The following is a 24,525-nucleotide window of genomic DNA, read 5'->3' on the forward strand; positions in this document are numbered from 1 at the left end:
TTTTGTTGTATGGGGGGATAATTTTTACTTAAATAATGTTACTGTATGGGAGAAAGCACCATAGCACATCCAGTCAGCGACCCACGAGTGAAATTTAGCGACAGGATAAAGGTGATTTTAATCAAGGAGTACAATTACAATATATGGTATGATTATGTTCGCTAGGTATATAGACTCATATCAGATCAAAGATATCTGTTACATCCAGAGTCCATTGGATCGGATGACAGACCTTGAGCCAGACGAATGGCTTCGCCTATCAACTACGTAGGACGATTACACGAACTCGCCTATCCATCGATATGAGAGGTGTGAGAGGTATATGCGAGTTCGCAGATTAGGAGTTCTCCGAAAGAAGTTCTTAGTTTAGGAGGAGTCTATATGATATTAGAAAAAGTTATAAATAAAATTGTAATACAAAGTGAATATAAGGATTTTGTTGATAAGTATATAGATAATATACTTACCGAATTTAAAGGTAAGATTCATAGCATTTATATGTGTGGCTCGATTCCAAAAGGAACTGCTAAACCTTTTAAGTCAGATGCAGACTTTACTATTGTATGTGTAAATCCCAAAGGTATTGATTACGAAAGATTGTCAAATATTAAAGACAGGCTTTTGGAAGAATATCAAGTAGTAACTAAGATTGATACGATAATTTGCTCGATTGACGATGTATTAAGTAAACCGAATGAGTGGGGTTTTTGGGTTAAGATAATTTGTGTTTGCATATATGGTCATGACGTTGGTGAAAAAGTACCACCGATAATTATTTCTCCAGAGTTCATTTCAGACTTAAATACAGAGACCAAGGAGGAAGTCGATCGTATACATAGTTTACTTTCTAATGCTAGTGATAACACAATGAAAACTAGATATATTAAAGGTTATTCTAAGAGATTAATTCGTGCATTATACTCTTTGGTGTTAGAAGATACAGGTGTATGGCAAGATGACATTATTAAGATGAAGAATGCCATATTAAACTATTGCGAGATTGACTCCGCTTTAGTTGATTATCTGTATGCTTGTTACTTGGATAGTAATGTACTTGTTGAAGAGTTTCTGGGAATTGCAGATGAAGTATATAGCTATTTTGAGAACGCCTTAAATACAATGGCTGCTTCCAGAACTTCCTTCGGCTAACACCATATTCACGCATCGGGATGCCGCCCTCGGTCGCCAGGAGGAATTTCGAAGAAGTAGAATCAGGCGACAACCCTGCACTGGCTAAGTCCGTCGGACCCGCGCTTCGCGCTTAAGCCAGTGAGGGTTCGTGAATACAAAACGTTAAGCGAAATTACTGTTCTAGAAAGTCATTTAAGATAAATCTTATAAGTGGGTGAACGTCTTGGAAAGAGTAAGCAATCATTATGTTCCAAAATTTTACTTACGGAATTTTTCAACTAACAAAAAAAATATTGGAGCGTTCTTTCTTGAGAAGAATCTTTACATACCAAATACGTCAATAAAAAGTCAAGCCTGCCAGGACTACCTGTATGGAGAAGATGGATCAATAGAAGAGATGTTTAGTAAGCTCGAGGGACAAGCAGCACAAATTATTAAACAAATTATAGAGACTCAGAGTGTCCCTGATAGAAATAGCGAAGAACATCATTTATTGTTACTATTTATGTTATTAAGTGAAGCTAGAAATTTAAAGTCGGCTGATTCAATTAGTAATTTAATTGATACTCAAATGAAAGTTATTTTGAAGATGAAATTAGAACATGGACAACTACCTGATGTCTCGCATGAAACTTTAGAAAAGACATCATTTTCACATGAAATTCCTAACCTCCTACCAATTCAATCGACGATTAAAATATATCCGGTTCTACTTGATCTTAATTGTTGCTTAATTATTAATAAAACCGATAGACAATTTATTACTTCTGATAATCCATTGGTGAGATACAATTTAATGTATATTAGACGCAATTATCATCTTCGAGGGTATGGTTTAGGGAACATGGGTATTCAACTGTTTTTCCCAATTAGTCCTAATTTGTGTATATGTATTTTTGATCATATACTATACGATTGTTCAGTAGACACTAATGGAAATATTATTGTTAATCGAGGTAAACAAATTGATGAGTTAAATAAACTCGTTTACTTAAACTCTTACAAGACATTATTTTTCAACGAAAGGACAAAAGAATCATATATTAAAAAGATCATCAGTAATGTTCGTCATACTACAACAGAAATAAAAAATGAAATAACAGTGTTAGGAGATAGGGACAAAAAACTTATACTTTATTCACAACGGAAAGTAGATCAACGGATAAATCTTGCAATGTTCAGTATTAATAAAGAATTTGTTAATATGCCTTTGCCTCTTCATATGGGAGGACCTATGAGACCACATGGGATGGAAATGCTAGAAAATGAAGAGAAGTAACAGTTCGAGCGTATTTCATGAAGACATTAACTTCGCCTAACAATGTATTCCTACTGCGGGCATTCGCCCTTGATCGCTAAGAAGGATTTTCAAGAAGTATATTCAGGCGGTAAATTCAACCAGCTAAGTCTGCCCGTTCCCAACGGTCACTTAAGCTGCTTGAACGTCAGGAATGCCAAACGTTATGTGGAAGATTGTGAATTAATATTATTAGAGGTGAGCCATTGAAGAATGATATATGGACAAGCTTCTTGAATCCTGAAATTCTTAAAGCAAATTTAATTAAAGCGTCTTTATATATAGCAGCATTTGAAATGTTAAAAGATTCAATAATTGATCATCCTAAGACATTATTTACTGACGGATTTAATGAAGAAGGTTGGATAGTAGACGAGAATTACAAGTTAAAAGTTCTCTCAAGAAATAAAAGTCCACTCTATGCTTCATTAGACTGGTTTAAAGAAATGGAGACCATAAAGCAGGCAGATATAGAGGTTTTCAATAGCTTGAAGGAATATAGGAATAAACTTTCACATGAAATGGCTAGTAGTATATTCAAAGGATTTGATGAAGAGGAATTTACTAAATTGTTTTCAGAACTGATCATTTTGTATGAACAGATTGAAAAGTGGTGGGTTATTAATTTCGAATTAGCCATTGATCCTGAAATTAATATTGAAAACGTCGATGATGTTTACCCCGGCTCAATATTAATGTTGAAACTAATGCTGGATGTAGCTTTATCGGGAGAAGAAGAATCGTGGAAATACTACAATGAATATATGAATGGATTTAAAGATAAAGTTTAAATAGTTAAGCTTCGAGGTCACAATCCATCACATAACACCAATTTCACGCGTCGGGCCATACGGTCCTCGGTCCGGCAGATGCATTTTAAGGAAGAGAAAGTAGCTGGACACATCGATTTCTCTAAGATAAGAGCTATCTAAGGGAAATCGACGTCGTGAATCCCAAACGTTAGCTGAAACAGGTGAAATTAATATGAGGGGAATATGCTATGGAATGTCCTAAATGTAATAGCAATATTGATCTATCTTATGAAGATTTTAAAGACTATGACCCAAAATGTGTACATTGTGGTTTTTATTATTACTTAAGACATGTTCTAAGATTGGCTTGTTCTGCTTGGATGAAGATTGACAAGCATGAAAATTACTATTTTAGGAATGTACATGAGAATTTATACGAACCATTTATTCAGATGAATAATAAAAAAGTAAACCCTATTCAGGGTGCAATTAGTGTAGGAGAGTATTTAATAAATGCTTTCAAGTCGTTAGTCAATGTTTATCCTAAAGAGGATTTAGTATTTATGACATTAGCACTTAGAGAATTAGCAACATGGAAAATCATTTTAGAAAGAAATGATGCATGGGCTTCTGTTCAAGTTAGAAATGTTGCTCATACATTTACAAATATTTTAGAGTCTGTTGAAGAAGATAAATTTGGAGATATTGCTATTCTAGAGGAAACTGATTTCATAACAGCCTTTGTTATGATTGAGGAAATCGAAAAAATAATAAGTAATGTATTTAATTGTAGCCATTTTTCTTGGAATCCTAATCTAGAAGAAATAATAAAAACAAGGGTAGAGAATGATCATTTAGCTTTTTATCACAAATATTTTGAAGTTGAGGAATTATTAAAACCCGAGGAAATTGAGTTTGAAAATGCAAAAATAAATAATTTCTTAGAACAAAGAAACATGACAATTTTTTATATAAAAAATAGTGTGAGTATTGAACTTGAACATTTATTTGGATTTTCATTTAAGGATCTAGTGAGTCTTAGAGAAGATATTATCTCTATTTCAAAGGATAAGGAACAAATATTTGAAATATTACCATTGGCAGAAGACATATCCATAAAAATAGCCTTTGTCTTTAAAAATCAAATAATGGATGCTTGGAGCAATAAAATAGAAAATATTTTAAAGTTTATGACATATAATCCAACATATAATAGTGGTGATTCTTTTTATAAGTTAAATAACCCACATATGGATTATAAATTTATATATAATTTCGAAGATTTGTTGGCTATTGGTTTTTTGGACTCCTCAAATAGTATTACGATATTCGAAAATGTATCTACCTCAGACCACTTTATCGAAGATATTTTTGGGAAAAGTTCGACCAAAGTTTTTAAGAAAGCTCAGAGAGATATTTCTTATTTAATGGGTATGAAAATAGCTGATTACTTCTCTGAAAGAAAGGGTTTTTATGTTCCTATGCAACAGAAGGGTGTACCTAATATTAATATAAAAACAATAGTTGGGAACGGAATAAAAAAGAGAATAGTAAATAGAGAAAATCAAGATTTAGGAGACATCGATGCTGTGGTAGTAGACATAGTCCATAAGGAGATATTGTTATTTGAAATAAAGTATTATAAACCAGCTACAAATAACTTAGATATGTTAAAAAAGGATAAGAAGATATTTGAGGATATTAATAAAATATTAGAACGAGCCAAATGGGTTGAAGAAAATATAAGTGACATCATTGAAGCTTGGAATTTAGACACTAGTTCATATACTTTAAAAACCCTACTTATCACTGGTAGACCAAACTATTACGGGGAACAAGTTCAGAGAGAAATGAATAATATTGAATATTACACTTTTGACAGTATTTTTAGAAAATATTCTTAATAACACAAAAGTATAGTATTTTCAAAGAAGCCACCTGCATCATCTATCTCCGTATTCACTCGTCGGGGCTATCGCCCCTTGGTTGACAGATGTATAATCATGGAAGAAGCTCAGACAACAAACGCCCCAGCCTAAGATAAGAGCTATCTAAGGCTGGGGCGTTTCGTGAATGCACAAACGTTATCTGAAATTGGCGTATAGAAAAATTATTGGAGGATTAGATGATAAATTTTATAAACGAAGGAATTGAAACAAAAACTATTGAATTGTTGTCTTTTTTTAAAAAACATCGAATTGATTATGACTTTTATGATTTGGAAACTCCTGAAGAGTATGACGAAGAAATTATTATTGACTTGGAGTCAAAAATAAGTTTTGACTTGCCATATTGCGAAGAATATTTAGAAAAAACTTTAGGTGAAGTTATTGATATATTTGAAGAAATTATCAATGCTAGAATTGATGATGATTACATTTATATAAGTAATAAAAGGATCTTGGTAAGAGTGGATTCTCTTAACAGAGGGAAAATTATAGCTCTTGAAGAAAAAACTGATGGGGTTTTTAATACATCTCTAACAATTAATAATCAAACATATTATTTTGATATAGTAAATGATCTGACAAATTTCGCATTTGCAGTTACCGTTATGAATAACTATGATAAATATTTCCCGCCATTACTTTATGAAGATCTCTTTATTGAAATTACTTCTGAAATACGAATAGATGAAGACATTATTGATGATTTAATTCAAGCATATATGTTCGAATTAGGATCATCATTAAATATAAAATTGTTTATTTCCCCTAGACCTATATATTATGAGTTGGAGTATGAATTGCTGGAAGGCGAGGAGAAGGCTCGGCTTCGTCCGTTGATTGCAGGTCGAGGAAATAAAGAACTCTATCAAATATACAATTCATGTGCAAGTATTGAAGATCCAGAAATATTAGTTCTTATGTACACAAAAGTAATTGAATATGTATCTCAAACTGTTGTAAGGCGTGAATTATTGGATTCTGTAATGACAAAACTATACAGCCCTAAAACACTAAGTCCAGATGCAAACTATGTCCTTGAATTAGAGAAGTTATTCGATGAACATGGAAATTATAAGAAAGATAAAGAGTCTATTAGAATAACAATTGAAGTCTGTTGTGATGGTTTAGAACTAAAAGAATTTGCTCCCAAATATTTAAAAAACCTCAATAGAATCAACATACAAAGTACTAGGGAAGAAAAAAAACAAGCATTAGTAGAGTTAACAAATGCAATTTCAGATACTAGAAATATGATTGCACATGCAAAGACAAATTACAAAAATAAAGGATTTGAGTGTCCGAAAGATGATATGAAAGTATTTTCAAACTGTTTGAAACTAGTTGCTGACCAAGTTATTAGATGGTTTTCAAGACAACACGATGATTCCAAAGTGTTCTAAGTTTTGTTTGTATAGTCTATGAAGACGCCAACTTCTTATAACATAGCATTCACGCTGCGGGAGGGGTTTCGGAGAAGCAATTGGCAGGCAGACAACCCTGCGAGGCTAAGTCCGTAAGCGGACCCGGCGCATACGCACCTTAAGCACTCTCAGGTTCGTGAATGTCAGAACATTATACGCAACCCCTTTGAGAATATTAAACAATGAAATAAATCAACAACAAAAAATAAATAAAAGTGAAAGGATGAATTATATAAGGTGCTAATGGCAGACTGAAAGAGTTTTCAGATTCTGCACTACAAGATTTATCTAATAGCATGTAAAGATACTGTATCTCACTATTCAAATGTAATATTGTGGATTTAATATATTTTTCATTTTAAGGAGGAATAGTCATGCGAAAATCAATGAAATGTTTTATATTAGCTTTTATTATAATGCTAATAAGTACACCTTTAGGGTATACCGCAATTAATACTGTGTATTACAATAAAAATCTAAGTGGTGAATATCTTACGATATTAAATGGGTTCATATATTTATTTATGTTAATCGGTGTATCAATATTTATTATTGGATTAGTTGATATGATAGTAAGCAAGAATAATAAGGAGTAGCCGTATAATCATGATTTTTCATATAAATTTGGCTTGTCTATGTGAGGCAAGCCAAATTTTATATATAGAAAAATCTAATATAGCCTTTATAAAGGTTGCTTGAAGGATAATGAAATTACAACAAATGGTATAAGACAAAAAAGATGTATTTACGGAAGTGGCAGGTGAAGACCGAGAAATAAGAAATAGTAGAAGGGGTACCTTGCGGAAATGGATTTGATAGTCCAAAAGATTAGAACATATCAAAAGATACATAAAATCACAAGATATCTATGAATGTAGAATCGAAGAAGAAGGGGCAGCGTATAACAATGTTTTTCAGCTTCGTCGCTGACGCTCCTTGATCGCTAAGAAGGATTTCCAAGGAGTGTATTCAGGCGATACATTCATTCCCCTTAGAAATGAGCTATCTAAGGCTGGGTCATTTCGTGAATACAAGAATGTTATATGAAAGAACGAAGCAATCTTATAACAACGAAGGGAGTATCAACATGATAATTGGATTTCATCATGCTCAAATTACGATTCCTAAAGGCAAAGAAGAAGCTGCAAGGAAGTTTTATTGTGGCGTTTTGAAACTGAAGGAAATCCCAAAACCAGATTCTTTACTTGGAAGAGGTGGTTTTTGGGTTGAAGTTGGAAGTCAACAATTACATATTGGAACAGAAGATGGAGTCGATCGATTACTTACTAAAGCTCATTTAGCATTTGAAGTAGACGATATAAAAGCTATGGAAATATTACTTAAAGACAATGGGATTAAAATCTTGGAATCAGTACCGATTCCAGGTTATGAAAGATTTGAATTTAGAGATCCATTTGGTAACAGAGTAGAATGTATCAAATATTTATAAATACCTACGGTATTCGTAATGACAGGGATAAAGGAATTTTCTGGGCTAAACCAGGGTTCCTTCATCTAACACCGTATCTACGCTGCGAGCCGTTCGGTCCTTGGTTCGCAAGAAATGATAAGCAGAGAAGCAGAATCAGCGAACAACCCTGCGAGGCTAAGTGGCAGAGCCACCCAGTCGCGTTGCTCCTTTAGCCTCTCGGACTCGTAATACATGAATGTTATGTGAAATTCTTGGATTAAATAAATACCAGTTCAAAGGAGCGGGAAATGAAAAAAATAGTCTTACTATTAACAGGTATCATCATAATTTCGAATGCCATTTGGAGTTATGTATATTTTAAAGAGATTAATAAAGCATCAAATTCAGGTATTCAAGTTTACAATCTTAATGGTACAGGGGAAATATGGGACGTTATAAATTACAAAATTATTGTCTCCCCAACTAAAATTCAACGAGGAAATGGAAGATTAGTGTACAAGGGCGACTCAAAGAACATTGAGAATAGTACCTATTATAAATATGAAATTAAAGAAATAAACATCGATGATAAATACGGAACAGTTTTTGTAAATGAAGCAAGTTCTAAAGGTGGTCCAGTATCAATTCTAAGTAATCTTAATGATACTGGTTCTATTATAGGGGAATTTTCTTACGATGAATTAAAGAAGGATAAACAAAATTATGAAAGTACCACTATAACTATTACATGGAATGATAATGAAGGAAGGCTCCATTCTGAAACCGTGAATCTTGATATTGATAGTGAGATTGTCTTAAATGATGAATAATGAATAGTTATTTCGAGGAAGGCAAGAACTTCACATAACAATGCATTCCTGTATCGTCGCTAAAGCTCCTCGATCGGCATGAGGGATTTCAAGGATGCAGAGTCAGGCGACACATCTAACCAGCTAAGTCTGACGACCCGTTCCATTTTGATGATATCCAAGTTAATAAGCCTGATTTGCGAGACTTTGCGAGACGAGTTAAGTTGAATTTTCATGATTATGCCAAGGTATGATAGTTTAATAAAAGAGAAGTTTTATGTAGAACCACTCCTAATAAAGGAGTGGTTTAAAATTACAAACTGAATATTTGGCTGGTGCTGCTTTTTAATTCTGTGTAGATATAATAAAAGTACTATTTAGCTATTAATATGTACAGAGTAGGGAGATGAAGAAATGAGTATATTTTCATCGACATGGGTTGATGGGAAAATAAGTGATATTGATAAGTTATTATCTGAAAATAGTGAGAGAAAATTTATGTTTATCTTAGATACTAATTTTGCAATAATGTCTAGATATTATATTAATGATAGAGAACAATTTAACAAATACTATGCAAGTCAAATAAATGATTTTATAAATGCTGTTAATGTAATTAAGAATAAATTCTCAAGAATTATTTTTGCCTTGGCGTGTGAAGAAGCTTCAAGATCAAAATTGACTGGTAATATCGACGTTGAAAAGTATAAATTGATGGTAGAGTGTGTAGGAAAAGTATTTGATTTAGACTTTACAAGTAACCTCATATCTAAGAACGAGTTAATTAAGGACGATGTAAGTATTAGTAAAACACCTATTTTACTTAGAAACGGATTGTTTAAAAAACAGACTGTTCTTTCATATACAACTTTGTTAAAAGCATATTTATTTAAACATTTTGATAATAGGGCAAGTAAAATAAAAATAAAAGAAATGTTTCATTATATGGCAGAAGAATTAAATATTTTTTCTCCAACAAGCACATCTTTTGTAATTCATTATTTAGGGAATGAACCATCAATTTTAAAGGGAATTAAACCCTCATTGGGTATAGAAGAAATTTTAAATAAACTATATGCAGCTTCAATAGATTTGCTCATGCCTACTCAAGCATCTCAACTTGCAGAAATATCCGATTACCAAGAAATCCCTATATTTATCACCTTTGATAAAGGGATAAAGTTATTATTTGATTCATTACTCATCATGGGAGAACATCGTCTAGAAAATGGAAGAATGGTACCAGAATACTCTACTAGGATTTTTTACAGTTCAGGTTGGAAAGATAAAGATATTCATGAACTGTGCGGATATGCTCAACAAGTGCAAAAGACTAAACGCAGAAAAGTAATTAATAAAGAATTTGAGTTACGTAGACTTAATGAATTAGCAGGAAAATTAGAGAAAGAATTAAAGATCAAGCTAAAAACACTTTTTGACAATGAGTAATTGCTAAACAAATATCAAGACGAGTAGAAGGTTTCAAAGAGTTGTATTGATACTTGATTAAAGATGAAATATGTCTTTGACATGAAGGATATAAAAGTTAGTAAATACAAGGATAAGATAGTTTATGAGTGTGGACATGCGTAATGCAAAAAGAAGCCCGAATAAAATTTTGAATATTTCTAGAGGAGATGACATTATTGAATGACATGGAAATGCAATTGCGTTCTGTAAATATGGGTCAAGAAACTTTTAATGATGCTTTGAAATACGTTAAAGAAGCAAGAGAATGTTTTTCGTCAAATAGATATTCCAGCATGTGGAGTGCATCACGATCTGCAATGTTCAATATGTGTTTATCGGCAGAGTCAGATTTATCAAAGCTGATAGCACTAAGTTTAAAAAGAATTGGGTCATCAAAACGCTTTCCACTACAGAGAGTAATTTTAAAGAACCTTACAGATAAATCAAAAGAAAATCAATATCCACCAGATGCAATTGATACTATCGTCAAAAAGTATAATTATTTACTCTTGATAAATGATTATAAACCTGCAAGTCTACCAAATGGTTATAGAGAGGCAGCTAATTTAAGAAACAAGATCACACATTATTCGTTTTCTAAAAATCATTCAGTATATTCTATGACTATTGTTGATGATATTGAGAAATCGCTGAGAGAAATAAGAAATTTTATATTACATATTTGGTCTGTCTCTAGTTTGGGTACACCGAGTTGGGTTAATTCTAATGAGTATTTAGAGTTAGACAGAATAACTCAAATTGAAGAGAAATCTCAGTAAACAGCAGAATATGTAAGTAATGATGTAGATAAAATATACGTTTCATCTAAGGCACAATCACAAGCGGTTGTGCCTATTCTTATGCCATAAGAGCATAGAAGCAATGTACTGGTGTTTTAATGTGGATTTGATTCAATCATCATCGAACGCTTAGTTGAAGGCGAGCAGAAATGCACAGCCAACTGCAAGTTGCATTGCGAGTTCAACGAATGTAGGGTCTTTCTTACGTCTTCTTGCCAAAATCTGTACCTCGATTCATTTGGAATATGTTAGGCTATACATAGGTCGTTATAACTACTTCCTACCACTTGTGGAAGAATGTATTCACGAACGATGATAGATTTAGGAGATGGAGATTTGATAATCTATTGAAGCTGTAATGAATATATAAATGGGAGAGTGAAAATTATGTATAGGTTTCGAAGTATTGAAAATTTAATTGGGGAGTATCAAGAACTAGAGAGGCAACAAATATATTTTGCTGATATAGAACAATTAAATGATCCAATGGAAGGGAAGCGTCGCTACTTTTTTCAAGGGGATAGAATTGTATGGAAAAACTTATTGAAAAATTACCTATTGTGCTTAGAACGCTCGATACTTTTAACTAAATTAATGAGCGATAATGAAACTTTTTCAAAAGATGATATACCAATTTTTATATCAGAGGAAAATTTGCCCACCAAAGAGTATGAAGAACGCATTAAAGAAATAAAAATTCTATTTTTCTCCGATGAACGTGTTCAATCATTTCTTAATTTTATTGACAATCATCGTAGTATGATATACGTAGATGAATTACAGGTTCACTTGAAGTTATTACATCACCTTGCTATAGATATAATTAATAGGATGGATGGCTTACAAGACGTAAATCCTACTTCAAATAATTTATACAAGGTATGGGATGAACTGTATGATAAGCTAGAGGTTGAAAATGCTTATGATGTAATAATACAGGTTACAAGTGAAATGTTGAGGGAAGTAGATTTTCATTCTATGATTAAACTTAAAGATTCACCTAAGATGCAGAGTATATATTTTGAATTTCCAAGAATGTATTTAGATTCAATCACTAAATTGACTTATCCTAAATCATATGTAGCCTGTTTTATGGATAATTGTGAAAACTCATCAATATGGGGGACATATGGAAATAGTCATACAGGGGTATGTTTGAAATTTAAAATAGGTGAATCAACAAGCCCTAAGTTATCTTTGAAAACAGCTGTTAGTTATGGGGGTAATGGTTATTACTATGATTACAGGGATCATGTTTTAAAACCAATAGACTATACAACTCAGGTCGATGAAATAGACTTCTTTAGGAACTTAGGTAGATTGACACATAATCAAATTTGGAAACAATGGTACACAGATGAAAATGGAAACGAAAGTGTTTGTAGTGGGGATACAGTACATCAAATGGATGAATGGATAACACGCCATTGGGGAATGTATGCAGGGGCATTTTTAAAGAAAACAGTTGAGTGGTCTCAGGAAAGAGAATATCGGATAATTCTAACTAGCGTACTTGATTTTTTTGAGGAATCTAGTAATAGATTGTTAGAGTATAAATTTGAGGATTTAGAGGGTATTATTTTTGGTGTAAGGACACCGTATAATGCAAGGATACAGATTATTGAGATAATAAGAAGAAAATGTATAGAATCGGGTAGAAAAGAATTTGATTTTTATGAAATGTACATATCAACAAATAAGGAACTGAACCAACGTAAAATGCCAATATTAATCACTGAGGAGTAGTTACTACCATATAAACAATAATAATTTCTTTATACTCTGTTTATGTTATTTAAAATGAGAGTTAACGAGTTATTACTGTGATCGAGTAATTGAAATAACTTGTTTCACCTGCTACAATTGATGTACGAAAATAACGTAATAATTGAATAGTAATTAACTCAATTAAACCACCTATTCTTACACAGTAGGTATCCGCGCAGTAACTTCCATCGACGGTATGACAGCTGACTGGGCACGTATCCCATGGGATGTGCTTGAGAAAATTTCTGTTCGTATCGTAAACGAAGTAGAAAACGTAAACCGTATCGTCTACGACGTTACTTCGAAACCACCTGCAACGATTGAGTGGGAATAGACTTTAAATATTGACGATGTTCAACGCTTGTTAATCCTTGTAGGGGACAAGATATGACTTGAAAATAAATAAGCTATCACATGAATAGATATTCTAATCATGCGATAGCTTTTGTTTTTTTATGAGTGACTATTTGGACCTTAGATCAGGCAGCTTCCGCTGCTGCTTCAGGAGTTGCTTCAGGCGCTACTTCAGGAGCGGCTTCCTCAGAAGTCGAATTTAGCTCTATGTGGCGACCGTCAATCCACCAGTTGCCATTGTCAGTAGAGATAAGGAACCAGTCGGACCAACGCCCAATTACCTGAACGGTTTGTGGATTCAGAGTGGATAACTTAGGGGAAAAAGCATCCGGATATTTATAGGTATAAGCTTCATCCTTAAGATCAGCGGTTGCATTCATATTCTCAACAACGGCTAGCTTTCCTGGTGACGGTTGAATCCAACCAGTTCCTTGGCCGCTAACCACCTGATACCAGTCGCCCTTCTGAGCTGTAACTTCAACCTGTTGTGGGTTCAGATTGGAAATGCTGTCTGCAGCTCCAATTTTGCTATACAATTTGGTTTCTGCTAATAGACTCATAGATTGCTGGAGATATTGAACCTTTTGTTTTTCCAGCCAAAGAGTATAGGATTTTTGCGCTGTAAATAACGGAACCTCTTTATTTTCGGACCAGATTCCATTAAAAGCACTTAATGGCACGCTTCGTTCTCCGGCGTATTTTGCAACCTCGATGGTAAAGCCAGGGCGGTCAAATTCCTGGATGAACCAGTCTTTATAGCCCCCACCAGAAGGGTTTTTCTCCGGATTTACAAGAGAATATCCTGTAAGCTTGCTTAGCTCCGTAGCTATAGCTTTATCTCTAGATAGGTTTTTACTTAGCGTGTTGAAGTGCCAGAACAGTATTTCTCCCGAGCTATGATAAGAAATCGTAAGTTCAGGGTCGATCTTGTATGTAAAGTCCATCATACTTTGTACTTCTAGAGCTTGAGCCGCCTGAGTACCTTTATAATTTTGATACCAAGGATACGCTTGGGCATTTTTAATAGTGTTCCATTGGGCTGGGTATTGGCGATTTAGATCGATTCCCTGCATATTGGCTTTCCAGCGATTAAAGTTAGTGCTATTACCATTATATTTTTTTAAGGTGTTCGCCAGACTTGCTGATAGACCGGCAGTTCCTTGCTGTGATAGGGTTACACCATCCGGATTAACCATAGGAACGAACCAAATGCTTACGTGATCTAGTAATTCGCGTATGTTATATTTCGAGATTTCTGTGTTGTTATAATAGGCAGCAGCATATGTATCGATCATTTTCATTAAAAGAGGCGTAGTTATCCATTCTCTGGCGTGATGTGATCCATTAAGAAATAGCACGGATTCACCTCGGCCTAATTTGATAGCCCATAACTCCCGGTCATATTTCGTCTGTCCTATTGTTTCATAAGATATTAGATCAGGATAGGCAGCTGCGAGTTTCATAATGTCTCTCTGCATGATTGAATAAGAATAGATTTGGTTAGAATTTACTATAGATGTAGATGTAGACGCCTTAGCGGATTGTGGTACTTCAAAAAAAGAGACTACCATAAACAAACATAAGAGGAATAGAACACTTTTAAATGTAGTAGTCTTTGGAACTGGTGACTTAATCAATAGTACACATTTCCCATTCATCTGTTATTAAGTTAAAAGTCTAGTGATTTGTTGCGAGTATAAGATAATATACCTATACAGTCAATCCATTTACTGGTAATTACATAAGTCTAATTTACTAGAATTGGATGCTTATTGGATAAGTGATACCCGGTCACCATCATGATGGTGACCGGGTATCTCCTTCAGTAAAAGTAGAATTAGATTGAATTAGATTAAAGCTATGGCGAGTAGAATAATAGAAAAGTTAACATAATAGCGGGGTTTTAATATTAATTGGGGCTTTTCAGGGGAGATCAGGAGGAGCAAACTCTAATTAAATGACAAATCACGAACATTATTAGTTTTTTTATAAAATAACATTCGCTTTTCTGTTGACAAGTCTATTAATCCCACCTAGAATAAACCATGTAATAAGTCTTCACAGTAAGGCTTATATCGGGAATATTCGACAAATTACAACTTAATGCTTTTCGTATAATTCCGGGAATAGGCCCGGATGTCTCTACGAGATCACCGTAAATGATCTGGCTACGAAAGGAAGAAGCGTGAACAAGCATCTTAGGCAACGGAAATTAGTGCCGGTCCAGATGCATCGTATTTTATCACGCATCTTTTTATTCATCGTGAGCCGGGGGAGTTTCAGTATACCCGGGCTTTTTGTCGTTTCCGACTCATTATAAGGGGGAGTATTTTAATCATGGATCGCTTCTTTAAACTAAAACAGAATGGTACGACGGTACGCACGGAGATTATGGCAGGTCTTACAACGTTTATGGCCATGGCTTACATCCTAACAGTCAATCCGAATACGCTAACTGCATTTGGTGCGATTGATATGGGTTGGTATTCTGTATTCTTGGCTACTGCTCTTTCTGCTGGTATCTTCACTATCGCTATGGGGCTTTTCATCAACTTTCCAGTAGCGCTTGCACCGGGTATGGGACTGAATGCTTATTTTGCTTCCGTTATTCTGTCGTCGGCGACATCAGATACTCCCTTTACTTGGGAAATGGGTCTGACAGCAGTATTTATTTCTGGTTTAATTTTTATCCTACTTACAATTACACGGGTAAGACAAATGTTACTCGATGCTATTCCTGATTCACTTAAACATGCAATCACCGTAGGGATCGGGATGTTCATTTCGATTATTGGTCTTAAGAACAGTGGATTGATGACTATTGGTGTTGAATCGGGCAATGATATTGCTGCTCATACATTTACAAATGTTCTTTCTTACGAAACAGTTATCCATTTGGGGAGCTTGACGGATACAAACGTTCAACTCGGGATTGTCGGCCTATTGTTGATTGGTATCCTAATGGTGCTTAACGTTCGTGGAGCGATTTTGTTCGGAATCTTGGGCACGACTGTTGTTGCTATGTTGATGGGCGTTGTTGATTTTAATTCGCTCTCCAATGCGCAAACTCCATGGGTACCTGATTTCACACAAATCAACTTTATGTCGTTTGACTGGGATGGAATTCTTCATACAGGTATCATATCTGCTATTGCCACTTTTACATTCGTAGAGTTATTTGATACATTCGGTACATTAGTTGGTACTGCAACCCGTGCCGGAATTATGAAAGACCCTGTAGAGGGTAAAAAACGCGTTGGTAAAGCTATGTTTGTTGATGCAATTGCTGTTACAGGTGGTGCTATGTTGGGAACTTCCACTACTACAGCATATGTAGAAAGTGCTGCTGGTGTAGCTGAAGGTGGACGTACAGGTCTCACAGCTGTAACAACCGGTGCGTGTTTCTTGTTAGCATTGTTCCTAGCTCCAGTAGCTGCTCTGATTCCAGGATCTGCTACTGCTGCTGCACTGATTATTGTCGGCGTGTTGATGATGCAGTCCGTTAAAGAGATCGATTTCCAAGACATGGTTGTAGCTATTCCAGCGTTCTTGACGATCGCTATGATGCCTTTCACTTATAACATCGCAAACGGCATTTCCTTCGGTATCGTGTTCTATGTTGTACTAGCATTTGTTGCTAACATTTTTGGCAAAAAGAAATATGATATTCATTGGTTAATGTGGGTCTTGTTCGTACTGGTTATTCTCCGTTATGTATTCTTTGGTAGCGAAGGTTAATATTTCGAGACTAACAGTAAAATCATAAATTTATTACATCAATGTCTACTAGGAAAGCCTGTAGGTCCGTCATACGGATTTGCAGGTTTTTTTTGTATATATAGGATTGACCGATATCATTTCTTACATTAGATTAATGGTAATGTTCCTATTTATAGTTATTTTGTTCCATATAAATATAGTAAATGAATACTCTTTACTTCGTATCCATCATATCTTAGTAACTATCAGCATAATACTTGACCGATACTTATCATTGTCTGGGGTGAAGAGGATACATGTTAAAGTCAAAAAAATACGTTGCTTCTATTGTAGTAATCCTATGTCTAGTTATTTTGATTCCAATCCGTGTTATGGCCGCGCCGAACTTAATGCAAAATAGTGGGTTTGAACAAAACCAATCGGGAGTGCCAGAATTTTGGAGTCAGGATGTATGGGTAAGTGATGAAAATGCCAGTTTACTGTCTTTGGAGAACGACGACGTTCATTCGGGTAACACAGCATCGAGCATCGAGAATCTGCAGCCTAATCATGCTAAATGGGTTCAGAGTATGTCTGTAAAAGAGAATACTTATTATAAAATATCGGGTTGGGTTAAGGTTGTTCAGATGGAGAGTACTGCGACAGTGGGAGCCAATCTATTTGTATTAGGTGTTATGGGAGAGTACCCCCAATTAATAACCCCTAGTGGTGTTTGGGAGGAAATTTCATTCTACGGACAAACCGGTCCGGAACAGCAAGAAGTGACTATTGGCGCGGGAATTGGTACATATGGGACACTTGTAACCGGCAAAGCACTGTTCGATGACATAACGATGGAGGAAGTAGACAAGCCAGGGCAAGATGTGGCTGTGATTTCGATGATCATACCTGAGAATCCACAGCAAGCGGAAGAAGAACAGTTAATTAATAAGCCTATCTCAATGATTCCTGTGCTAGGGATCTCCGTTTTATTCAGTTTGTTGTTTGCTCTCTTATACAACAAGGTGCTCAGGAGACAGTGGAATGAAATATTGAAACCAGATTACAAGAAGTGGTTATTGCTAGCGCTATTGTTTGCCCTGATCGTTCGGATCTGGCTTGCATTGGCGATACCGGGTTATACCGGAGATTTATATACATTTATGAGTTGGTCTGATCGTTTAACCGAGCAAGGATTAGGTAACTTTTATCAGGATGGTGTTTTCGCTGATTATCCTCCTGGTTATATGATTGTCTTGTATGTGCTTGGTGCTATTAAATCAGTCTTTGATCTTGAAGCGACTTCTGCAACTACAAGACTTCTCTTTAAGCTACCAGCTATACTTGCTGACTTAGCTGTAGGAGTTATTATCTATCAAGCGGGGCTGAAGAGATTCGGAAAGGGCATTGCTCTGGGATTGATGCTACTGTATGTGTTTAATCCGAGTACTCTGATTAATTCGGCCGCTTGGGGCCAGATGGATGGATTCTTCGTTTTGTTCTTACTACTAGCTATTATTAACAACACGGAAGGACGAATGGAACGATCAGCTGTATGGTTTGCTATTTCTGTTTTAATTAAACCGCAAACACTGATTTTCACACCCATACTTCTACTAACATTTTTATATCGGCGTGAATGGAAACGGGTTTTGTATAGTGCAGGCTATGGTCTTGCAGCGTTTGGATTACTCGCCCTTCCTTTCTTTTGGAGAAATGGGGGGTTAGCAGGAATACTGAATCTCTACAAGACGACATTATCTTCGTACCCCTATGCTACAATTAATGCTTTTAATTTATTTGCTCTAAGTGGTGGCAATTGGCTACCCATTGAACAGAAATGGTTATTTCTTTCTTATCAGACTTGGGGATCTATTTTTATCGTGGTAGCAACCGCATTAGCTGTATATTACTTTATGAGTAAAGAGGGAAAGAAGGGGCTAGCGTCTTATTTTATCGGACTAGTACTCATTTCAGTCGTGTTCGTACTTGGCCCCAAAATGCACGAGCGTTATATGTTTCCAGCACTAATTCTTAGTTTGTTCAGTTTTATTCAGAGTAAAGATAGACGACTTCTCTTCATATACTTTGGACTTAGTTTGACTCATTTTGTTAATGTTGCTTATGTATTCCTGGCTTATGTGGCTAGTACTCAGAGCCCACCTACAGACGGTATCGTTATGTTATGCTCTATCGCGAACTTGGGCTTATTGGCTTACATGCTCTATGTGGGACATGACATCTACTATTGTGGGGGAAGGAAACCGTTACAACCTGTGACAGAGTATGAACAGCAGGGGAAACAGAAGAAGCTTTTAACAAAGCTGGTAGTTAATGCCGGCACTAAACTTGGGAGGAATCGTGGTCCTAAGTTCTTGCGCCGAAAAGATTGGATCTGGATAGGAGCAATAACCATTTTGTATACGGTTCTTGCCCTATATAATTTGGGGTCATTAAAGGATCCTCAGACGGTATGGGAACCACGTGCGGCTGGAGATAGCGTTTATGTTGATTTTGGCGCTACGAAAACACTGGACCAAGTTAATATTTTTGGTGGAGTCGGGTCGGGTAAATACAAGATTGAGTTTGGTGATTCTCAGGGTCAATGGTCTCAGGAACAAGAGATAGACCCATCGGGGAAAGTATTCGAATGGGACATCATTCCTGTGGATGTGAGTGCACGTTATGCTAAACTGACAGTGGAATCACCTGGATTTATGGTGCATGAGGTGGCATTTTTTGAAAAGGGCAAATCAGTACCTGTCGAGATTAAAGAGATAAACGATGATAACACTGTAGAGTCTATTCAGGGGACACCGGCTAACTTATTTGATGAACCCGCAGCAGTTTCTTACAAACGGAGTTATTTAAACAGTACTTATTTTGATGAAATTTATCATGCTCGTACCGCTTACGAACACTTAAATGGGTTGGAGCCCTATGAGAATACACACCCTCCTCTTGGTAAACTTCTAATCGCTTTAGGAATTAAGTTGTTCGGAGTAAATCCTTTTGGATGGAGAATTGTTGGTACTCTTTTTGGTGCAGGAATGTTGCCGATTATTTATGCCTTATCATTACGGATATTTGGTAAAAGAGAGTATGCGATCACTGCTTCATTGTTATTTGCTCTGGATTTCATGCATTTTACGTTAACTAGAATTGCCACAATTGATGTGTATGGCGTCTTTTTCATTATGCTCATGTTTTATTTCATGCATCGATATGTATCCCAAAACTTTTACTTACTCCCGCTCAGGAAAACGCTTGTTCCTTTGTTCTTATCCGGTTTATTCTTTGGAATCGGAGTTGCATCGAAATGGATCGTGTTATACGGTGGTGTTGGGCTCGCAATAATGTTAGGCATGTCATTGTATGAGCGTTACCGTCAGTCTGTAGCTGCGCGAAATGCGCTAGCACAAGGCGATCTAGATCAGGAGACTGAGCGAGTGTATGCTTATGCAGCGCGTTCGTTTAGACGTAACACTATAATTACATTGGCATCATGCATCGGGTTCTTTATCATAATCCCGTTAATAATTTATAGCTTGTCGTTTGTTCCTTCATTAAGGGCTTCTCAAGATGGATTTATATTTAAAGGTCTAGTGGATGCCCAGACGCATATGTTTGATTATCACAGTCAGCTTTTAGCAACACATCCCTTCGCTTCTTCGTGGTGGGAATGGCCGTTTATGAAAAGACCTGTATGGTTCTATAGCGCTGGTGATCAAGTAGATCAAGGACTAGTCTCAAGTATAGTAACGATGGGGAACCCTCTGATCTGGTGGACTGGGATTTTCGCCATGATCCTGACGATTTGGTTCTCAATAAAGCGCAAGGATACTCACGTTTATGTTATTTGGATCGGATTTCTTTCGCAATATGTACCTTGGGTGCTAGTTCCGAGATCTACATTTTTGTATCATTACTTTGCGATGGTACCTTTTATGATTTTAAGTATTGTATACATGATGAAATTACTTGAGTCTAAAATTGGGCCAATAAAATACATTCGGTATGTGTATGTTACCTTAGCGGCACTCCTATTTATCATGTTCTACCCTGTGCTATCTGGAATGGTTGTTAAACAAGGCTATGTTGATCACATTTTGCGCTGGTTCTCAACATGGGTATTTTAGATTATAGAATGCGGTGAATTAGAAGGTGTTGTCCCTTTTTACGGATGGCATACTGAAGGGGAAAGTAGAAACTTATGTCTGTTAAATCGCTTAGAAAGCCGTTTGAACAATTTGTAAGATTCAACTTAGTTGGACTGGTAAATACCGGAATTGATTTTTTGATATTTACTTTATTGTTATCGCTCGGATTTTTTGCCCTGGGAGCTCAAAGTATTTCGTATGTTGCAGGCACTGTAAATAGCTATTTTATGAATAAGCATCTAACTTTTAAACATGATGAAGGCCAGCGGCGAAGTGGGTTTGACCTAGCGCAGTTCACGAAATTTATAGTCATTAATTTGGTAGTGCTAGGATGCTCGCTACCTATCCTGCATCTTCTCATTCAACAAGTGGGTCTTCACCCTATTTGGGCAAAAGTGATTATTACCTGTTTTACAGTGTGTATTAACTTTTTTGCTTCTAGAAGATGGGTATTTAAATCCGAGAAGCATGAGCATGTGAAGGAAATGTAGTAAAGATTTTATTGTAATAACTTAGGAAGCAAAATCTGGAGTTCACTAATCACCCTGTGTGTATAATAATCATTCGACTGCCATGAGTTTTATTGTGGTGGTCTTTTTGAGTTAGCGGAACATGAGAATGAATTCTAGAAACTCTCTTTAGTTTTATTTATCAAATAATATTAATTCCTAAATTAGGTTATCAAAGTTCTTTTTTTCGGAATAGTCAGATAACTATAGTTTTAGGAGGGATTTATTATGATGAATAAACGAAGGAATGCATTAATATTTATGTTGATCGGAGTGTTAATGCTGGGTACAACATTCCGAATTAGCACGGTTTCAGTCAAAGCAGCAGAGGCGGAAATTATAACTGAGAATCAATCAGTTGAGGCTGAAGTTCTAACAACTACTGGAGGTGGAGGTTGGCCGAAACCATCACCATCGGTGAAGCCATCACCATCAGTGAAACCGTCGCATGGTCCATCGACGAAACCATCACACGGTCCCTCGACAAAACCATCACATGGGCCTTCGACGAAACCATCACCATCACCGACACCGACACCGACGCCAACACCGACGCCAACACCAACACCGTCGGATTGCCCACCAACACCAACACCAACACCAACACCAACACCAACACCAACACCAACACCAACACCAACACCAACACCATCGGATTGCCCACCGACACCAACACCAAGCCCAACACCAAGCCCAACACCAAGCCCAACACCAAGCCCAACACCAAGCCCAACACCAAGCCCAACACCAAGCCCAACACCAAGCCCAACACCAAGCCCAACACCAAGCCCAACACCAAGCCCAACACCAAGCCCAACACCAAGCCCAACACCAAGCCCAACACCAAGCCCAACACCAAGCCCAACACCAAGCCCAACACCAAGCCCAACACCAAGCCCAACACCAAGCCCAACACCAAGCCCAACACCAAGCCCAACACCAAGCCCAACACCAAGCCCAACACCAAGCCCAACACCAAGCCCAACACCAAGCCCAACACCAAGCCCAACACCAAGCCCAACACCAAGCCCAACACCAAGCCCAACACCAAGCCCAACACCAAGCCCAACACCAAGCCCAACACCAAGCCCAACACCAAGCCCAACACCAAGCCCAACACCAAGCCCAACACCAAGCCCAACACCAAGCCCAACACCAAGTCCAACACCGGAGCCAACACCAAGCCCAACGCCGGAGCCATCACCAAGCCCAACACCGGAGCCAACACCAAGCCCAACACCGGATCCAACACCAAGCCCAACACCGGAGCCAACACCAAGCCCAACACCGGATCCAACACCAAGTCCAACGCCGGATCCATCACCAAGCCCAACACCGGAGCCAACACCAAGCCCAACACCGGATCCATCACCAAGTCCAACGCCGGATCCGTCACCAAGTCCAACACCGGATCCATCACCAAGTCCAGATCCGTCACCGAACCCAAGTCCGAACCCAAGTCCGAACCCAACACCGAATCCAACACCAAATCCAACACCGAATCCAACACCGAATCCAACGCCGAATCCAACACCAAACCCAACACCGAACCCAACGCCGAATCCAACACCAAACCCAACACCAACACCAACACCAACACCAACACCAACACCAACACCAACACCAACACCAACACCAACACCAACACCAACACCAACACCAAATGTGATAGTGAAGGATGAAGATCCGCAACCAAAAGGGCCTGTTGTGGTAAGCTCGGATGAAACTCCGGGTGTGAGCACCTTACCTAAGACAGGGGAGTCCAGTACACTTCCATTCTATTTGATAGGGCTTATTACGATTGCAATTGGTTTTATCCTCAAGAAAACTCGCAAACATAATTAATTTAGTGAAAAAGAAGTGAAGAGGGGCACCTCTTTACTTCTTTTATCTAGTTGGGGGATATTTTTTTATGAAAAAGTTAGTATCATATTTAATCATTCTTATTGGTGTTTCTATAATGGTATTTCCTAAGGCTAATGAGTGGTACCTGGAAGCACAGGGACAAAAACTGTTGGAGACCGCGGAACTGAGTTACGAAATCAACCAAACTAATGATATGGATGATTCTATTAATGAGCAAACTCAAATTAGTTATGAAAGAGTATCTAGAATTTTAGATCAGCAGCCAGAAGCAGAAGTAGAGACAGAAGAAGTTAATAGTGAGAACATAGATAGTCAAGGTGAGGTGAAGACGGCCGCTAAAAAAGAATCCGCACCTATCGCAATTATTAAGATACCCAAAATAGACCTGAAGTTACCCGTGCTTGAGGGGGCTACTAAAGAGAATATGAGTCGTGCAACCACGCACATGGTTGAGACAACGAAACTTGGTGAAATAGGTAATGCGGCGATTTCCGCTCATAGAGCACATAAGAAGGGGAGGTTGTTTAATCGTTTAAATGAAGTAGAGGTTGGAGATGAAATTGTAATTGAGATGGGGAAAACATCATTTAATTATATTGTATATAAAATATCCCGAGTAAAACCAACAGATGTATCTGTGTTAAATCGCAATAAAAAGGACAAGATTCTCACTTTAATTACTTGCGATCCTCTTGTGAATCCAACGCATCGATTAATTGTTCAAGCTAAGATAGTGGAATGATTACGGGGTATTATCTAATCTACTGTTTGAACTCTGCTATCTTGATTCATATAATTTATCGTAGTTGACATACGAGCACAAGAAATAGAAACCTTTATTTGCTGAAATTAGCGAGAGGTATCTAAAGGAGAAGTAGTAATAGGGATAATTTTTCCTTCATTAGAGCTGATAAAAAAGTAGGATTGCATATTCAAGAATCATGGTTTGAAGTCCTATTAACTTACCAACAAGGAAGATGGCAGTATATATTTGGCAATGAAAAAAGATCTGATTATGCTTGCACAGGCCTAGAAAAGATGCTATATTATAAATCCGGCCGATGAGAACAACGGTTTGCAGCTAACAACTGAGAAACACCAGCAAAAATAAAGCTTGCAAAACTTCGCCG

17 protein-coding genes, 1 pseudogene and 1 riboswitch are annotated in these 24,525 nt (G+C 36.8%); of the genes and pseudogenes, 16 read left to right on the forward strand and 2 right to left on the reverse strand.

All coding sequences use genetic code 11. The features are described 5' to 3' along the window. The first annotated feature begins 381 nt into the window (after nucleotides 1–381). From EJP82_RS20825 to EJP82_RS20880, 11 genes and pseudogenes are all read left to right on the forward strand, one after another. Nucleotides 382–1,149 (forward strand): nucleotidyltransferase domain-containing protein, encoded by a 768-nt coding sequence (locus tag EJP82_RS20825; RefSeq protein ID WP_127193993.1) that lies wholly within the window; start codon nucleotides 382–384, stop codon nucleotides 1,147–1,149. A gap of 205 nt (nucleotides 1,150–1,354) precedes the next feature. Continuing rightward, nucleotides 1,355–2,410, forward strand: a complete 1,056-nt coding sequence (locus tag EJP82_RS20830) for a DUF4238 domain-containing protein (protein WP_170220256.1) — start codon at nucleotides 1,355–1,357, stop codon at nucleotides 2,408–2,410. A 224-nt stretch (nucleotides 2,411–2,634) separates the two neighbouring features. Further along, nucleotides 2,635–3,219, forward strand: a complete 585-nt coding sequence (locus tag EJP82_RS20835; protein WP_127193995.1) for a DUF4145 domain-containing protein — start codon at nucleotides 2,635–2,637, stop codon at nucleotides 3,217–3,219. 209 nt (nucleotides 3,220–3,428) lie between these two features. Continuing rightward, nucleotides 3,429–5,084, forward strand: a complete 1,656-nt coding sequence (locus tag EJP82_RS20840) for a hypothetical protein (protein WP_127193996.1) — start codon at nucleotides 3,429–3,431, stop codon at nucleotides 5,082–5,084. 221 nt (nucleotides 5,085–5,305) lie between these two features. Then, on the forward strand, nucleotides 5,306–6,529 hold the full coding sequence (locus EJP82_RS20845) for a hypothetical protein (protein ID WP_127193997.1): 1,224 nt from the start codon (nucleotides 5,306–5,308) through the stop codon (nucleotides 6,527–6,529). Between the two features lie 1,108 nt (nucleotides 6,530–7,637). Continuing rightward, nucleotides 7,638–8,000 (forward strand): VOC family protein, encoded by a 363-nt coding sequence (locus EJP82_RS20855; protein ID WP_127193999.1) that lies wholly within the window; start codon nucleotides 7,638–7,640, stop codon nucleotides 7,998–8,000. Between the two features lie 269 nt (nucleotides 8,001–8,269). After that, nucleotides 8,270–8,791, forward strand: coding sequence for a hypothetical protein (locus EJP82_RS20860; RefSeq protein WP_127194000.1), 522 nt, complete (start codon nucleotides 8,270–8,272; stop codon nucleotides 8,789–8,791). 393 nt (nucleotides 8,792–9,184) lie between these two features. Continuing rightward, entirely contained in the window at nucleotides 9,185–10,219 is a 1,035-nt protein-coding gene (locus tag EJP82_RS20865) for a hypothetical protein (protein ID WP_127194001.1), read from the forward strand. A 197-nt stretch (nucleotides 10,220–10,416) separates the two neighbouring features. Then, nucleotides 10,417–11,019 (forward strand): hypothetical protein, encoded by a 603-nt coding sequence (locus EJP82_RS20870; protein WP_127194002.1) that lies wholly within the window; start codon nucleotides 10,417–10,419, stop codon nucleotides 11,017–11,019. Between the two features lie 408 nt (nucleotides 11,020–11,427). Further along, a complete protein-coding gene (locus EJP82_RS20875; RefSeq protein ID WP_127194003.1) occupies nucleotides 11,428–12,786 on the forward strand; it encodes a DUF2971 domain-containing protein in 1,359 nt (452 codons plus the stop codon). Between the two features lie 169 nt (nucleotides 12,787–12,955). Further along, nucleotides 12,956–13,141: pseudogene (locus EJP82_RS20880) on the forward strand (GMP synthase (glutamine-hydrolyzing)); the annotation flags it as partial. A gap of 145 nt (nucleotides 13,142–13,286) precedes the next feature. Here the strand turns inward: EJP82_RS20880 and EJP82_RS20885 are convergent. Continuing rightward, the gene (locus tag EJP82_RS20885) at nucleotides 13,287–14,624 is read right to left on the reverse strand and encodes a M14 family metallopeptidase (protein ID WP_170220257.1); all 1,338 of its coding nucleotides are present in this window, start codon (nucleotides 14,622–14,624) and stop codon (nucleotides 13,287–13,289) included. Between the two features lie 627 nt (nucleotides 14,625–15,251). Next, a riboswitch (purine riboswitch) is annotated at nucleotides 15,252–15,352 on the forward strand. Between the two features lie 146 nt (nucleotides 15,353–15,498). Here EJP82_RS20885 and EJP82_RS20890 point away from each other — a divergent pair. The 3 genes from EJP82_RS20890 to EJP82_RS20900 all read left to right on the forward strand — a co-directional run bounded on the left by EJP82_RS20890 (nucleotide 15,499) and on the right by EJP82_RS20900 (nucleotide 21,511). Next, entirely contained in the window at nucleotides 15,499–16,899 is a 1,401-nt protein-coding gene (locus EJP82_RS20890; protein ID WP_127194005.1) for an NCS2 family permease, read from the forward strand. Nucleotides 16,900–17,177: 278 nt separating this feature from the next. Continuing rightward, nucleotides 17,178–20,999 carry a phospholipid carrier-dependent glycosyltransferase gene (locus tag EJP82_RS20895; RefSeq protein ID WP_127194006.1) on the forward strand — a complete coding sequence of 1,274 codons (3,822 nt, stop codon included), beginning with the start codon at nucleotides 17,178–17,180 and terminating at the stop codon, nucleotides 20,997–20,999. 74 nt (nucleotides 21,000–21,073) lie between these two features. Beyond that, complete coding sequence (locus tag EJP82_RS20900) at nucleotides 21,074–21,511, forward strand: GtrA family protein (RefSeq protein ID WP_127194007.1); 438 nt, start codon at nucleotides 21,074–21,076, stop codon at nucleotides 21,509–21,511. Between the two features lie 368 nt (nucleotides 21,512–21,879). Here the strand turns inward: EJP82_RS20900 and EJP82_RS28675 are convergent, their stop codons facing one another. Beyond that, nucleotides 21,880–23,271: a hypothetical protein gene (locus EJP82_RS28675; RefSeq protein WP_170220258.1), complete on the reverse strand. Its 1,392-nt coding sequence runs from the start codon at nucleotides 23,269–23,271 to the stop codon at nucleotides 21,880–21,882. On the opposite strand from EJP82_RS28675, the gene EJP82_RS28915 reads away from it, so the two are divergent. Next, nucleotides 23,264–23,374 (forward strand): LPXTG cell wall anchor domain-containing protein, encoded by a 111-nt coding sequence (locus EJP82_RS28915; RefSeq protein ID WP_170220259.1) that lies wholly within the window; start codon nucleotides 23,264–23,266, stop codon nucleotides 23,372–23,374. The genes EJP82_RS28675 and EJP82_RS28915 overlap by 8 nt on opposite strands. Nucleotides 23,375–23,441: 67 nt before the next feature. Beyond that, the gene (locus EJP82_RS20910) at nucleotides 23,442–24,137 is read left to right on the forward strand and encodes a class D sortase (RefSeq protein ID WP_127194009.1); all 696 of its coding nucleotides are present in this window, start codon (nucleotides 23,442–23,444) and stop codon (nucleotides 24,135–24,137) included. Nucleotides 24,138–24,525: the final 388 nt, after the last annotated feature.

Source organism: Paenibacillus anaericanus, from assembly GCF_003994475.1.
Classification (GTDB): domain Bacteria; phylum Bacillota; class Bacilli; order Paenibacillales; family Paenibacillaceae; genus Fontibacillus; species Fontibacillus anaericanus.